General features: G+C 63.6%; 14 protein-coding genes. 5 read left to right on the top strand and 9 right to left on the bottom strand.

The genetic code is table 11. The features are described 5' to 3' along the window. Window positions 1-813, top strand: an 813-nt coding sequence (locus WA904_RS13900) for an MFS transporter (protein WP_425197714.1), incomplete at its 5' end; no start/stop codon positions are given. A gap of 3 nt (window positions 814-816) precedes the next feature. Next, window positions 817-1,611 (top strand): class II glutamine amidotransferase, encoded by a 795-nt coding sequence (locus WA904_RS13895; RefSeq protein WP_425197713.1) that lies wholly within the window; start codon window positions 817-819, stop codon window positions 1,609-1,611. A 55-nt stretch (window positions 1,612-1,666) separates the two neighbouring features. Here the strand turns inward: WA904_RS13895 and gshB are convergent, their stop codons facing one another. The 3 genes from gshB to WA904_RS13880 all read right to left on the bottom strand — a co-directional run bounded on the left by gshB (window position 1,667) and on the right by WA904_RS13880 (window position 4,471). Continuing rightward, entirely contained in the window at window positions 1,667-2,614 is a 948-nt protein-coding gene (gshB, locus tag WA904_RS13890; RefSeq protein WP_425197712.1) for a glutathione synthase, read from the bottom strand. Window positions 2,615-2,648: 34 nt separating this feature from the next. Further along, on the bottom strand, window positions 2,649-3,854 hold the full coding sequence (locus WA904_RS13885; protein WP_425197716.1) for a benzoate/H(+) symporter BenE family transporter: 1,206 nt from the start codon (window positions 3,852-3,854) through the stop codon (window positions 2,649-2,651). A gap of 98 nt (window positions 3,855-3,952) precedes the next feature. Beyond that, entirely contained in the window at window positions 3,953-4,471 is a 519-nt protein-coding gene (locus WA904_RS13880; protein ID WP_425197711.1) for an Lrp/AsnC family transcriptional regulator, read from the bottom strand. A gap of 198 nt (window positions 4,472-4,669) precedes the next feature. Here WA904_RS13880 and WA904_RS13875 point away from each other — a divergent pair, with 198 nt between their 5' ends. The 3 genes from WA904_RS13875 (at window position 4,670) to WA904_RS13865 (ending at window position 8,320) form a co-directional block, all read left to right on the top strand. Continuing rightward, entirely contained in the window at window positions 4,670-5,686 is a 1,017-nt protein-coding gene (locus WA904_RS13875) for a 1-aminocyclopropane-1-carboxylate deaminase (protein ID WP_425197710.1), read from the top strand. Between the two features lie 79 nt (window positions 5,687-5,765). Then, window positions 5,766-6,710, top strand: a complete 945-nt coding sequence (locus tag WA904_RS13870) for a Bug family tripartite tricarboxylate transporter substrate binding protein (protein WP_425197715.1) — start codon at window positions 5,766-5,768, stop codon at window positions 6,708-6,710. An 86-nt stretch (window positions 6,711-6,796) separates the two neighbouring features. Beyond that, window positions 6,797-8,320 carry an amidase gene (locus WA904_RS13865; protein ID WP_425197709.1) on the top strand — a complete coding sequence of 508 codons (1,524 nt, stop codon included), beginning with the start codon at window positions 6,797-6,799 and terminating at the stop codon, window positions 8,318-8,320. 164 nt (window positions 8,321-8,484) lie between these two features. Here the strand turns inward: WA904_RS13865 and WA904_RS13860 are convergent, their stop codons facing one another. The 6 genes from WA904_RS13860 to WA904_RS13835 form a co-directional block, all read right to left on the bottom strand. Beyond that, the gene (locus tag WA904_RS13860) at window positions 8,485-10,353 is read right to left on the bottom strand and encodes a potassium transporter Kup (protein WP_425197708.1); all 1,869 of its coding nucleotides are present in this window, start codon (window positions 10,351-10,353) and stop codon (window positions 8,485-8,487) included. A 414-nt stretch (window positions 10,354-10,767) separates the two neighbouring features. Continuing rightward, window positions 10,768-12,063, bottom strand: a complete 1,296-nt coding sequence (gshA, locus tag WA904_RS13855) for a glutamate--cysteine ligase (RefSeq protein WP_425197707.1) — start codon at window positions 12,061-12,063, stop codon at window positions 10,768-10,770. 137 nt (window positions 12,064-12,200) lie between these two features. Continuing rightward, complete coding sequence (locus WA904_RS13850) at window positions 12,201-13,511, bottom strand: glutamate-5-semialdehyde dehydrogenase (RefSeq protein WP_425197706.1); 1,311 nt, start codon at window positions 13,509-13,511, stop codon at window positions 12,201-12,203. A gap of 42 nt (window positions 13,512-13,553) precedes the next feature. Beyond that, on the bottom strand, window positions 13,554-14,135 hold the full coding sequence (locus WA904_RS13845) for a hemerythrin domain-containing protein (protein WP_425197705.1): 582 nt from the start codon (window positions 14,133-14,135) through the stop codon (window positions 13,554-13,556). Between the two features lies 1 nt (window position 14,136). Continuing rightward, a complete protein-coding gene (locus WA904_RS13840) occupies window positions 14,137-14,541 on the bottom strand; it encodes a ribonucleotide reductase subunit alpha (RefSeq protein ID WP_425197704.1) in 405 nt (134 codons plus the stop codon). 12 nt (window positions 14,542-14,553) lie between these two features. Next, a partial coding sequence (locus WA904_RS13835; protein WP_425197703.1) for a nitroreductase family protein occupies window positions 14,554-15,054 on the bottom strand: 501 nt, incomplete at its 5' end.

Here is a 15,054-nt window from a genome sequence, read left to right as displayed (position 1 = left end):
CTGCTGGGCGGCGCGGGCACGCTGTGCCTGCTCAACGGCATGGTGACCCTGCACGGCGGCTCGGCGCTGGAAGCGGCGCTGTTGTTGGCCGGCGCGGCACTGGCGCTGCTGGTTTTTGTGCTGTGGCAGCGGCGCATGGCCGCCACCGGCCGGGAGCCGTTGATGAACCTGGTGCTGTTCGGCTACCGGCCGTTTGCCATGGGCAGCATCGTGGCCTTCATCTATGGCACGGCGCTGTTCGGCTCCACCTACCTGCTGCCGGTCTACATGCAGCTGGGCCTGGGCCTGTCGGCCTCGTATGTGGGTTCCATCCTGCTGCCGGCCGGCTTTGTACTGGCCATCACGATTGCGCTGGTCGGCCGCCTGGCAGACCGCCATCCCACCTACCTGCTGGTGAGCACCGGGCTGGCTCTGCTGGCGCTGTCGTTTGCGCTGATGCTGACCGTGACGCTGACCAGCGCGATCTGGCTGCTGGTGCTCTGGGCCATCCTGGGCCGTATCGGGCTCGGTTTCATTTTGCCCTCGCTCAACCTGGGCTCGCTGCGCGCGCTGGACAACAGCCTGATCTCGCAGGGTTCGAGCGCGATCAATTTCGTGCGCATGCTGGGCGGCGCCATCGGCGTCAGCCTGTGCGGCATCGTGCTGGAATGGCGACTTGCGGCGCACGGCGATTCGCTGACGCATGCCGCAAGCAGCCCGGCACGGCTGGCGGCCTTCAACGAGGCTTTCATGATGCTGGCTGCGCTCTGCGCATTGGCACTGGTCGCGGCATGGGGGATACGCCAAGTTCCTGCCAGTCAAAACGGGACCTGAAACATGTGCCAACTCCTCGGCATGAATTGCAATACGCCCACTGACGTGACCTTCAGTTTCAGCGGCTTTGCGCAGCGCGGCGGCAACACCGGCGAACACACCGACGGCTGGGGCATCGCCTTTTTTGAAGGCGGCAATGACAGCACAGGCAGCGACAGCGACAAAGGCCTGCGCCATTTTGTCGATCACCAGTCGGCCTGCGAATCACCCGTGGCCGAGCTGATACGCCGCTACCCGATCAAGAGCCGCAACGTGATTGCGCACATCCGCAAGGCCACGCAGGGCCGGGTGGCGCTGGAAAACTGCCACCCGTTTGTGCGTGAACTGTGGGGCCGCTACTGGGTGTTTGCCCACAATGGCGACCTGAAGGATTTTTCACCGCGCCTGCACGGCAGCTTCCGGCCGGTGGGCTCCACCGACAGTGAACGCGCGTTCTGCTGGATCATGCAGGAGCTGGCCAAGTCCCACGCCGGCGTACCTTCGGTGGACGAGCTGACCCTGACCCTGCGCGAGCTGGCAGCGCAGATTGCAGCGCATGGCACCTTCAACTTTTTGCTGGGCAACGGCCTGGCGCTCTGGGCCCATGCGTCGACCAACCTGTACTACGTCGAGCGCAAACACCCGTTTGCCCACGCCACGCTGAACGACGAAGACTTGAGCGTGAACTTCGCCGAACACACGCAGCCGACCGACCGGGTTGCGGTGGTGGTGACAGCGCCGCTGACCACCAACGAGAACTGGATAGCCTTTGCGCCGGGTGAGCTCAAGGTTTTTGCCGGGGGTACGTTGCACACCTGATTTGCTACGAAAACAGGAGCTGTCGGCGCCCGTCAGATAAGGGCTACAGCCTCTTTTATGTCTGGACAGCAGCCTCAAGCGCATCGACAAACATGGCAGCCACGTCGAAACCGGTCTGGTCGAAAATTTCCTGGAAGCAGGTCGGGCTTGTGACATTGATCTCGGTCACACAGTCGCCAATCACATCCACGCCGGCCAGCAGCAGGCCGCGGCTTTGAAGGATGGGACCCAGCGCCTCGGCAATCTCGCGGTCGCGCGTTGACAGCGGCAGCGCCACCCCCTTGCCGCCGGCGGCCAGGTTGCCGCGCACCTCGCTGCCCTGCGGAATGCGCGCCAGGCTGTAAGGCACACACTTCCCGCCGATGACGAGCACCCGTTTGTCGCCCTTGACGATCTCGGGCAAAAACTTCTGCACCATCAGACTTTGCGCGCCGTGACGGTTCAGGGTTTCGGTGATCGAGCCCAGGTTCAGCCCGTCCGGCCCAACACGGAAAATACCCATGCCACCCATGCCGTCGAGCGGCTTGAGGATGATGTCGCCGTGTTCGGCGTGAAAACGCTTGATGTCCTCCGGATCACGCGTCACCAGTGTGGGACCGATGAACTGGGGAAACTCCATGATGGCGAGTTTTTCCGGATGATCGCGCAGCGCGCGCGGCTTGTTGAACACCTTCGCGCCTTCGCGCTCGGCCTGCTCCAGCAAATGCGTGGCGTAGAAATACTCGCTGTCAAAAGGCGGGTCCTTGCGCATGAGAACGGCGTCGAATTCCTTCAGGGCGACCTGGCGCGTGGCGCGTTCAGTGAACCAGTCTGTCGCGTCGCCGGTCAGCGTGATGTCGCGCACATGGGCCATCACCGCCGAGCCTCGCTGCCACATCAGGTCCTGCTGCTCGCAGGCGCTGATTGCATGGCCGCGGCGCTGGGCCTCGCGCATCATCGCGAAAGTGGTGTCCTTGTAGGTCTTGAAGGATGCGAGCGGGTCGGCAACAAAAAGAATGTTCATGAACGGGGCAATCAATAAGGGATTCGGAGGCCGCTCAGGCAGCGCACTGGCGGTATTGTTGTACAAATAGCGCAATCGCGCCGGCCACCACGCCCCAGAAGGCCGAGCCGATGCCGGCAATGGCGACGCCCGACAGCGTGACCAGAAAAGTGATAAGCGCCGCTTCCCGGTGCGACTCGTCACGCACTGCTTGCGCCAGGCCGCTGCCAATCGTGCCCAGCAGGGCCAGCCCGGCAATCGCCACCACCAGTTCCTTGGGAAAAGCCGTGAGCAGGCCGGTGACCGCTGCGCCAAAGATGCCGATCACCACGTAAATGGCGCCGCAGGCCACGGCGGCGGTGTAGCGCTTGCGCGGATCTTCATGCGCCTCGGGACCCATGCAGATGGCGGCGGTGATGGCGCTGAGGTTCAGCGCAAAAGCGCCGAACGGCGCCAACACCAGCGTCGCCAGGCCGGTCAGCGTGATGACCTTGGACACCGGAATGCCGCCGTCCGGCGTGTCGGGACCGTAACCCGCGGCGCGAATGGCCGCAACGCCGGGAAGGTTTTGCGAGGCCATGGTCACCACAAACAGCGGCAGGGCCAGGCTCACCACCGCAGCCAGCGTGAACTGCGGCGCAACAAACAGCGGCAGCGCAAAGGAGAAGTTCATCGCCGTCCAGGCCATCTCGCCACGTGCGGCCACGAACACAATCGCACCAAACAGGGTCAGCACCACCGCATAACGCGGCATGAAACGTTTTCCCAGCAGGTAGATCGCCAGCATCAGCAGCACCAGCGGCAAGGCGGTTTGTGCCGCGGCAAAAGCCTGCAGGCCAAAACGCGCCAGCACACCGGCCAGCAGCGCAGAAGCAATCGCCATCGGAATCCGGTTCATGACTTTCTCGAACCAGCCGGTCACCCCGAACAGCGTGATCAGCGCCGCACTGACCATGAAGGCCGCCACCGCCTCGCCCATCGAGAACCCGCCCGTCAGTCCCGCCGTGGCCAACACCGCCGCCCCGGGCGTTGACCAGGCAATCACGACAGGCTTTTTCAGCCAAAGCGAAGGAAGGACGGAACACAATCCCATTCCCCAACCCAGCGCCCACATCCACGAGCTGATCTGCTCCGGGGTGGCATTAAAGGCCTGTGCCGCCTGGAACACGATGGCAACGGAGCTCGCGAAGCCGACGAGCACGGCCACGAAGCCGGCGGTGAGGGTTGAGAGATTGAGATCTTTGAAGAACCGCATCTGCAGATTCTGGCAGGGTTGTTTGAGGCCCCGAGGCAATGGGGCCCGGGATCGATGCGCTCGTCAACGCGCTCGGCGAAACCCTCACCGAACAGCCCCAAAACCTATGCGATCGGAAGCTCGGTCGTCGAAAGCACCTGCTTCAGGACAACAAAAGTCCGGATCTGCCGCACGCCCGGGAGATAGAGCAGTTCGGCCGCATGCAGGCGGTTGAATGACTCGTTGTCCTGCGTGCGGATCGTCACGAAGTAATCGAACTCGCCCGTCACCACGACGCATTCCAGGCAACCGGGCACCTTCTGCACGGCTTTCTCGAAGTCAGTGAAGGACTGCGGCGTGGATCGGTCGAGAACCACGCCAATCACTACCAGCATCCCCAGGCCCAGCGGCGCGGGGTTCAGCAGAGCGACGATGCGCCGCACCAGGCCCATCGACTTGAGCCGCTCCACCCGGCGCAGGCAAGCGGCCGGACTGAGGTGCACCCTGGCCGCCAGGGCCACGTTGGAAATCGACGCGTCACGTTGCAGCAATCGCAGGAGCGTGCGGTCGACGCGATCCAGTGGAAGAGGAGCTACTGCGGCCTCCTTCGATGCATGCACTTTTATTTCGCGTTTGATGGCCATTGAGCAACTTTTAGAAGTAATTGAATTTCATATTTCAATATTAATCAATAAATCAAAATAAAGTTGCAACCCTGTTGCGCCGCCGCGTTGATAGCATTTCCCTGACCTCCTTAAGCATCCTTTAAGCAACTCGCCGGCATGCCTTCACTTTTCGCCAGCTGGGATTTCTGGATTTCTCCAACACACCACATGATCGCCATGAACCTCGAAAAATTTCCCCGCCACCCGCTCACCTTCGGCCCCACGCCCATCCAGCCCTTGAAACGGCTCAGCGCCCACCTGGGCGGCAAGGTGGAGCTCTACGCCAAGCGCGAGGACTGCAACAGCGCCCTGGCCTTCGGCGGCAACAAGACGCGCAAGCTGGAGTACCTCATCCCCGAGGCGCTGAACGGCGGCTACGACACGCTGGTGTCAATCGGCGGCATCCAGTCCAACCAGACGCGGCAGGTGGCCGCGGTGGCCGCGCATCTGGGCCTGAAGTGCGTGTTGGTGCAGGAGAACTGGGTCAACTACTCCGACGCGGTGTACGACCGCGTGGGCAACATCGAAATGTCGCGCATCATGGGCGCGGACGTGCGGCTGGATGCGGCCGGCTTCGACATCGGCATCCGGCCAAGCTGGGAGCAGGCCATGGAAGACGTGCGCCGTGCCGGGGGCAAGCCCTACCCCATCCCGGCGGGATGCTCAGAGCATCCGCTGGGCGGTCTGGGCTTTGTCGGCTTCGCGGAAGAGGTCCGGCGGCAGGAGGCCGAACTCGGGTTCAAGTTCGACTACATCGTCGTGTGCTCCGTGACGGGCAGCACCCAGGCCGGCATGGTCGTGGGCTTTGCGGCCGACGGGCGGGCCGACCGGGTGATCGGCATCGACGCTTCGGCCAAGCCGGCCCAGACACGGGCGCAGATCCTGCGCATTGCCAGGAACACCGCCGAACTGGTCGGGCTGGGCCGCTCGATCACCGACAAGGACATCGTGCTGGACGAACGTTACGGCGGCCCGGAATACGGCCTGCCGAACGAGGGCACGCTGGAAGCCATTCGCCTGTGCGCGCGGCAAGAGGCCATGTTGACCGACCCGGTGTACGAGGGGAAGTCCGCGCACGGAATGATCGACATGGTTCGCAAGGGCGAATTCCCGGCCGGCTCGCGCGTGCTCTATGCCCACCTAGGCGGCGTGCCTGCGCTTAACGCCTACAGCTTCATCTTCCGCAACGGTTGAGCAACGCGGCCGTGCGCCGCATCAAAAAGGGGAATGTACGATGAGAAAATCAGAGTTTTCGCGCAGCATCTTCCTGGTCATGGGGCTGGCCTTGCTGGCCCCCTGGGCCGGCGCCCATGCGCAGACTTATCCGTCCAGGCCGATCCAGCTGGTCATTCCCTTCCCGCCGGGAGGCGCCACCGACATCGTCGGCCGGCTGGTCAGCAAAAAACTGGGCGAGCGCCTGGGACAGCCGGTGGTGATCGAGAATCGCGCCGGAGCCGGCACCGTCATCGGCGCCGCCTTCGTCGCCAAGGCGCCGGCCGATGGCTACACGCTTCTCATCAGTTCCGGTTCCACCTTCACGATCAATCCTGCGCTCAACTCCAAGCTACCCTACGACCCGATCAGGAGTTTCGAGCCGATCGGCCAGGTGGCGCGGGTGCCCCTCCTCGTGCTGGCGCATCCCAATGCCCCGGTCAATGACTTGAAGCAACTGATTGCCGCCGTGCAGCGTACACCGGACAAATACCTCTATGGCTCGTTCGGCAACGGCACCACGGCGCATTTCGCCGGCGAAATGCTGTGGAGCGCGGCCGGCATCAAGCTGCAGCACGTCGCCTACAAGGGCAGCGCGCCGGCGATGAACGACTTGCTCGGAGGCCAGATCCCTTTCACGGTCGATACCGTTGCGGCAGCGCTCCCGCACCTGAAGGCGGGGAAGCTGAAAGCCATCGCCGCGACCGGTGCAAGCCGCGCGACCCAATTGCCCAATGTGCCGACAGTGTCGGAGAGCGGCTTTCCCGGCTTCTCGGCCGACTCCTGGCTGGCTATTGCCGCACCGAAAGGCCTCACGGCGGACGTGAAGGCCAAGCTGCAAAAGGCCCTGGCCGACACGATGAAGGATACCGAGATCCGCGACAAGCTCATCGCAAGCGGACTCGAGCCCGCCTATGAGCCGGCCGCGGCAGTCGTTGCACGTATCGACAACGAGCTCCCACTCATGCGTGCGATCGCCCAGCGCGCCAACATCCGGCCGGAATGACATGTTGACCCCTACGTCCTCCGCTGCGCGGTTGCACTGCCCCCGAAGAAGCCCATGCTGCCCAAGGACGGCCTGTCGGAGGCATGATGGCCGCCTTTGATGGCCTTGTGACCCGCTCGGCGGTCGAGCTGCGGCGCCTGATCAGGGGAAAACAGATCTCGCCCGTGGAACTGCTGGAGGCCTGCATTGCGCGCATCGAGACGGTGAACCCATTCGTCAACGCCGTCACTGCCACGTGCTTCGAGCGCGCGCGAAAGGAAGCCAAGGCTGCGGAGCGCGCGGTGTTGGATGGCCGCCCGCTGGGCCTGCTCCACGGGCTGCCCATCGGCGTCAGGGACCTGGAGGCTACCGAAGGCCTGCTGACCACCTTGGGCTCCCCCTTGTACCGTGACCATGTGCCGACCGCGGACAACGTGCTTGTCGCGCGGCTGCGAGCCGCCGGAGCAATCGTGGTTGGAAAGACCAACGTGCCCGAGTTGGGCGCGGGTGCGAACACACGCAACGAGGTCTGGGGCGCCACCGGCAATCCCTTCGACCCGCGACTCAACGCGGGCGGGTCATCGGGCGGCTCGGCGGCGGCGCTGGCATGCGACATGCTGCCTGTGTGTACCGGCTCCGATACCGGCGGATCGCTGCGCATTCCCGCCGCGCTGTGCGGTGTGGTGGGCTTCAGGCCGTCGCCCGGAACGGTGCCGAGTTCGCGCAAGCCTCTCGGCTGGTCGCCGATCTCTGTGGTCGGCCCCATGGGCCGCACCGTCGCCGACACCTGTCTGCAGTTGGCGGCATCGGCCGGGGTTTCCGTGGGTGATCCGCTGAGCTTTCCGCTGGATCCGGCCGGCTTTCTGGAGCCGCCTGTGGTGGATCTCGGCGCCTTGCGCGTCGGATGGACTGAGGACTTTGGCACCTGCGACGTCGATCCCGGGATCTGCCAGGCATTCCGCCGCAAGGTGAGCGCGATGAAGCACCTGTTTCGCAGTTGCGAAGAGGTGAGTTTCGATCTCGGTGACGTGCACCGCTGTTTCGACGTGCTACGCGCGGAAGCTTTCGTGGCAGCCACGCGCGAGGCCTACGCGCGCGACCCCGGCAGCCTGGGCCCCAACACCCGCGCCAACTATGAGATCGGCGCAGCGATGAGCCTGCTCGACAGCGCCTGGGCACAGGCCGAGCAGACCCGCGTCCTCACCCGCTTCAACGCCGCGATGTCGGGCTACGACGTGATCCTTGCGCCAACCACCCCGGTGACCCCCTTCCCGTGGACAACGCTGTACGCGGACGCGATTGACGGCAAACCGCAAGCCAACTACTACCGCTGGCTCGCACTGACTTACGTCGTGACGCTGACCACCTTGCCGGCGCTCAGCCTGCCTTGCGGCGCCGACCACGCCGGGATGCCGTTCGGCCTGCAACTCATTGGCCAATTCCGCGCAGACCATCAGGTGCTCGGGGTGGCAGCGGCCCTGGAGCAGGCCTTTGCCGGATCTGACGAACTGCGTCGCCCGCGTCCGGCGCTGGGCGAGCTGCATGCTGTCGAACCGGCGTTGACGTCGATCGTGTCGGCGCCCCCGGACCTGGCCGGTTGTGGGGCTACCGCCCCTGTCTCGGCGGCGTGACTGCCGGCGCCTGTGCTCCGGCCTGGCCTGCTGCGGGCAGAAAGAACACCTCGCATCTGGATCCCGGATCAAGTCCGGGATGACAAGCGCAAGGAATGCTTTGCTATTAATTCAATAGCTGTTTGCGCTTATGGGTCAGGGACTGCAGCCACAAAACACCAAGATCAAATCTCGATCTTGCTACCCAGTTCCACCACCGAGTTGTTCGGCAGATTGAGGAAGTCCGCCGCACCGCTTGCGTTGTGGTGCATCTGCGCAAACAGCTTCTCGCGCCAAGGCGCCATGCCGCTGCCGATGGTGGGCACCACCACGTCGCGCGACAGGAAGTAGCTGGTGGTCATGACTTCCAGTTCGCAGCCGCGCGTGCGCATCTGCTCCAGCGCCTTGGGCAGGTCCGGATCATTCTTGAAACCATAGTGAATCACGACCTGCCAGCAGTTGTGGCCCAGCGACTCGATCGCCAGCCGCTTGTCCATGCCAATCCAGGGCACCTCATGGTTGCGCACCGTGACAAACAGGTTCTGCTCATGCAGCACCTTGTTGTGCTTGAGGTTATGCAGCAGCGCATTGGGCACGGCGCCCGGCTCGGCGGTCAGGAACACGGCCGTGCCCTCGACCCGGGCCGGTGGGCTGATGAAAACTGCTTCCAGGAAGCCGGGCAGGTCGATCGCGTCGGCACGCAGTTTCTCGTTGAGCAATGTTCGCCCCTGCTTCCAGGTCATCATCAGCGTGAAGATGATCCCGCCGATGACCAGCGGAAACCAGCCGCCGGCAAAAAGCTTCATCAGGTTGGAGGCGAAGAAGGCGAAATCCACAACAAAAAAGACACCGGTGGCGGAAAGGCAGAGCCACAAGGGGTATTTCCATCCATAACGGATCACATAGAAAGTCAGGATGGTCGTGATCAGCATGTCGGTGCAGACGGCGATGCCGTAAGCGGCTGCCAGGTTGCTTGACGAGCGGAACATCACCACGGCCAGCACGATGGTGACAAACAAACCCCAGTTCACCAGGGGGATGTAGATCTGCCCGGTGTCGCGCACGCTGGTGTGCTCGATGTTCAGGCGCGGCAGGTAACCCAGCTGGATCACCTGCTTGGTGACACTGAAGGCGCCGGTGATGAGCGCCTGCGAGGCGATCACCGTCGCCATGGTGGCCAGCAGCACCAGCGGCAACAGCGCCCATTCCGGAGCCATCAGATAAAAGGGGTTTTTCACGGCTTCCGGGTTGCTCAGCAAAAGCGCGCCCTGTCCGAAATAATTCAGGGTCAGGGCGGGCATGACCACGGCAAACCAGGCCAGGCGAATCGGCTTCTTGCCGAAGTGGCCGAGGTCGGCATACAAGGCCTCGGCACCCGTCACACACAGCACCACCGCGCCAAGAATGATGAAGGTCGTCCCCGGGTTGAACCACATGAACATCACTGCGTAATGCGGGCTCAGTGCCTTGAGAATGATGGGGTTGGTGATGATCTGCGCCGCACCCAGCAGCGCCAGCACGGCAAACCAGACCAGGGTGATGGGGCCAAAAAACCTGCCAATGCCGGCCGTACCGCGCTTTTGCACGACAAAGAGCGCAAACAGGATCATCAGCGTGGCCGGGATCACGTACTTTTCGAAGGCCGGGGAAATGACCTCCAGACCCTCGACCGCGGACAGGACCGAGATGGCGGGGGTGATCACGCCATCGCCATAAAACAGCGAGGTTCCGAAAATGCCGATGACCAGGAGAATGCGCCGCAATTCCGGCCGGTCCTTGACCGCCTGCGAGGCCAGCGCCAGCATGGCGACAAGCCCTCCCTCGCCGTTGTTGTCGGCACGCAGCACCAGCAGCACGTACTTGATCGAAACGATCACCGTCAGTGTCCAGAAGAAGATGGACAGGATGCCGTAAACGTTTTCAGGGGTAAACGCGACGTGCCCGGAACCGAAGACTTCCTTGATGGCATACAGGACGCTGGTTCCGATGTCGCCGTAAACGACGCCAACGGCGCCCAGGGTCAGCGCCGCAAGTGATGATTTTTTACTGGACACAAAAAAATTCTCGCGGAGCCGGGGTCATGCTGCCCCAACGGCGAGAAAGGGTTGTCTTGGAGGATGCTATTTTGCGCCTCCCCCCGTATCCGGCAAGTCAGCACAGGCCTCTAATCGCGAGAATCCGGGATTTTGTTGCACTGCAACAACTTGTAACCGAGAGGATTATGTGCTACCCGGGGCGCAGCAACCTTGGGATCACTTTCACTATGGTTTTGATAGCTACTGGCACCCGCCAGCCAAGGGCTAGAGTCCAAAAATACTCATCATCAAATGGTTCAAGCACCCAGGGTACGCAACGCCATCCCCCGACTCCACCAACAGCCCCGGGCAGAGGCCGGCCTTGCCGGATGTCGCGCGGCGCCCCTGCAAAGGGAAAAGGCCTACACGCAGCGCACCGAAGCGAGAACGTGCCTAGTCATACACCTCGGCGTCCGGGTCGGTGGCCTCGAGTTCGTAACTGGCGGCCAGCATGGCCAAGCGGCCAATCACCCCATACATATAGAAGCGGTTCGGCCCGCTGGAGCCGGGCTTGACGCCCGGCTGGGGCAGCCGGCCGCTGTCGGCAAAGGCCAGCGGCACGAAGCTGGCGCCGGGGGCGTTGAGGTTCTCGTCGATGCCGCGGTCGGCGTGCACGCGATAAAACCCGCCCACCACATAGCGGTCCATCATGTAGACCACCGGCTCGGCCACCGCGTCGTTGATGCGCTCGTGGGTCTGCACCCCTTCCTGGATGATGACCTCGGACAGCTGCTGGCCGTCCTTGGTCGTGCTCATCTTGTTTTTCGTCTTGCGGTTGAGCTCGTCCAGGTCTTTCACATCGCGCACCGTCATGATGCCCATGCCGTAGGTGCCGTTGTCGGCCTTGACAATCACAAACGGTTTCTCGTTGATGCCGTATTCCTTGTATTTGCGCTTGATCTTGGTGAGCAGCGCATCGACATTGGTGGTCAGGCAGTCCATGCCCGCCCCTTCGGCAAAATTGACCTCGCCGCACTTGGCAAACATCGGGTTGATCAACCAGGGGTCCACGCCCAGCAGCTTGCCGAAACGCTTGGACACTTCCTCATAGGCCTGGAAATGACGCGACTTGCGCCGTACCGACCAGCCCGCGTGCAGCGGCGGCAGCAGATACTGCTCGTTGAGGTCTTCCAGCATGCCGGGAATGCCGGCCGACAGGTCGTTGTTGAGCAGGATGGTGCAGGGGTCGAAATTTTTCAGGCCCAGGCGCCGGTCGGTGCGCACCAGCGGCTCCAGCGTGATCTGCTCGCCGGTGGGCAGGGTCAGCGTGGTCGGCGCGGTGATCTCCGGGCTGAGCGAGCCAAACCGCACGTTGAGCCCGGCCTGGTGAAAGATGCGCTTGAGCTGCAAGATGTTGGCCAGGTAAAAGGTGTTGCGCGTGTGGTTTTCGGGAATCACCAGCAGGTTGCGCGCTTCCGGACAGATTTTTTCGATCGCGGCCATCGCGGCCTGCACGGCCAGCGGCAGCATCTCGGGCGTGAGGTTGTTCCAGCCGCCGGGGTAGAGGTTGGTGTCCACCGGCGCCAGCTTGAAACCGGCATTGCGCACATCGACCGAGCTGTAAAACGGCGGCGTGTGCTCCATCCACTCCAGGCGAAACCAGCGCTCGATCGCCGGTGTGGTGTCCAGGATGCGCTGCTCCAGCTCGTTGATGGGGCCGTTCAGGGCAGTAATGAGGTGCGGAACCATGCGGCCACTTTCAATTGGGAAACGTTGTTATTGCTTCGGTGATAGCTGACCGAATTTTAGGGAGATTGGGGTGCCCCGACGCGGTTACAAGAGGTAAGCCGCAGAGGCATCCGGCGCGTAGCCGGCCGGTGGCTTGTTCAGCTGCGGACTTCGCCCTGGCCCAGCACCACGTATTTGAGCGAGGTCAGGCCCTCGATGCCGACCGGCCCGCGTGCATGGAACTTGTCCGTCGAGATGCCTATTTCGGCACCCAGGCCAAACTCGAAACCATCTGCGAAGCGGGTGCTCGCATTCACCAATACGCTGGCCGAATCCACCTCACGCAGAAACTGCTGGGCATGCATGTGGTCGCGCGTGAGGATGGCGTCGGTGTGGTGGCTCGAGTACTTGTTGATGTGCGCAATGGCCTCATCGACGCCGGTGACCACCTTGATGCTGATGATGGGCGCCAGGTATTCCTCGTACCAGTCCTGTTCGGTCGCCGGCTGGACCCTGGCACCGGGCAGCTTCGCCAGAAGGGCCTGTGCTTCAGCATCGCAGCGCATCTCCACGCCCTTGGCCGCGTAGATGGCGCCTATCTTCGGCAGAAACTCCGCCGCCACGCCGCGCGCGACCAGCAGGCCTTCGCTGGCATTGCAGGGGCTGTACTTCTGGGTCTTGGCGTTGTCGGCCACCGTCACCGCCATGGCGACATCACACGGGTCGTCCACATAGACATGGCAGTTGCCGTCCAGGTGCTTGATCACCGGCACCTTGGCGTCGCGGCTGATCCGCTCAATCAGGCCCTTGCCGCCGCGCGGGATGATCACGTCCACAAATTGCGGCATGGTGATCAGGAGGCCCACGGCTTCGCGGTCGGTGGTGGGCACCAGTTGCACCGCATCGGCCGGCAGGCCGGCCCCTGTCAGCGCCTGCTGCACCAGCGCCGCCAGCGCCTTGTTCGACTCGATGGCTTCGGAGCCGCCGCGCAGGATGCAGGCGTTGCCGCTCTTGATCGCAAGCGATGCCGCTTCAATCGTCACATTGGGCCGGCTTTCGTAAATCATGCCGAATACGCCGATGGGCACACGCATCTGGCCGACGCGGATGCCGCTGGGCTGCTGCTTCATGCCGATGATCTCGCCGATCACGTCCGGCATGGCCGCCAGCTGCTCGCAGCCTAGGGCCACGGTCTCGATGATTTTGGGGCTCAGCTTGAGCCGGTCCAGCATGGGCCCGGCCAAGCCGGCCGTTTTGGCACGTTCCAGGTCAAGGGCATTGGCCGTTTGCAGGGACGCGGTCTGGCTGCGCAGTAAACCTGCCAAGTCCAGAAGCGCTCTGTTTTTTATAGCTGTTGGCGCCCGCGCCATAAGGGCTGAAGCCGCTTTTGCCTGTGAACCCATGGCCTGCAAAAGCACCGGGAGTTCGCTGCGGGCAGCCAGGGCATTGGGGGAGTCGGGCGCGTTCATCCTGCTATTTTGCCTCTAAACATGACCAGCGGCAGCCGGGGATCAGTTGCCGGGGCGAACGCCACGGCGCTGCATCATGTCGCCGCTCATGGCCTGCAGGGCTTGCGGCGTCAGCAGCGCCTGCGCGGCGGGATAGGCCAGACGATCTTCGTCCGCCAGGTGCCGCTCGTACAGGCCGGCGAAGCGATCCAGCGCCGCCGTCTGGGCGGCTGTCAGCGCAGTCCAGCCGGCCACCGGGCCTTCGGCGATTTCGTGCAGGACGCGGTGCGCCCCGGGCCAGGTCCGCTCCATCGCCCGGTGGTCCTGTACCAGGCGTTCGACCAGCGATCGCAAACCGGTATCCGGCCCGGCCAGCAAGGGCGGAAACACATGCAGCTCTTCGTCCTGGTGGTGCAGCGGGGCGGCGAGGTCAAAGTAACGCATCACGTCGCGCGCCGCCTGGCGTGCCGGATCGTCGCGGCCATGCGCAAGCAGGTGCTGCTGCAGACGCGCCAGCAATGCAAGCATGCGCTCCACACGTTCGTGGCAGGCGGCCAGCATGTCGAAAGGCGCCTCGAAGCCCGCTCCCGGGGCATGAAACCCTGGCAGCGCCACCGGACTTGCCGTTCGGCGCAACACACCCATGTCAGCCGAACTGCACCGGTTGCCCCTGCGGGTCAAACGGAATAAATGCGCCGATCTGGCCCTGCTTGATGGACTCGACCATGCGCTGCAGCGGCTCCTCGGCGTCTTCCGTGGTCGGTGCACGGTTCACCGAACCCGACATGGCGGCAGCAAACACCAGGCCCCAGTTGTGGCCAAACTGGCGGGATTCCTGCACCAGCGCGGCAAACGAACTCAGCTCCTCGGGACGCTTGTCCACACACATCAGCGGCACCAGCGCGCCACCCTGGCCTGCTTCGAAACGTGCGCGTTGCACCGGTGTGCTGTCCTCGGGCAGCTCGACACCGGTAAACACAAACAGCAGGCGCTGCGGTTCGGGCTGGGCGCGGGCGGCCTGCAGCAGGTCGTCAAAACTCAGAATGTCCATGGATTCATCCAGTCACAGGGAATAAAAAGGGTCCGCCGAGTCGCACCCCGTTGCGGCTGCGTCGGCAGAAAGGCTGCTTACAAAATCTGCAGGCACCGGCCTCAGGCAGGCGGGCTTGCGCGACTGGGCCGTCCCCATGCTGACAAAACACAGGGCATGCTCGCCGCTTGCCAGGCCGAACAGGGTGCGCAGCCCATCGGACTTCAACGCCTTGCCGCTGGTCAATGACGAACCATACCCCAATGCCGTGGCCATGAGCAGCATGTTCTGCACCGCGCAGCCGGCCGAGACCATGCGTTCGGCCAGATCGATCCCGGCATCGCCACACTCGCCATCGACCACCACCAGCATGAGCAAGGGGGCGCGATGCGCCTTTTCGCGGGCCTGCGCAACCTGCTCAGGGGTGGCCTGCGCGTCGCGTTCGACCAGCGCTGCGCCAAATACCGCGGCCAGCCGGGCGCGCGCCGCTTGCGGCACCAGCACAAAGCGCCACGGCAGCAGTTGCCCGTGGTC

The organism is Polaromonas sp. (genome assembly GCF_049790275.1).
Lineage (GTDB): Bacteria > Pseudomonadota > Gammaproteobacteria > Burkholderiales > Burkholderiaceae_C > Polaromonas.
This window is presented reverse-complemented; position numbering and strand designations above follow the sequence as displayed.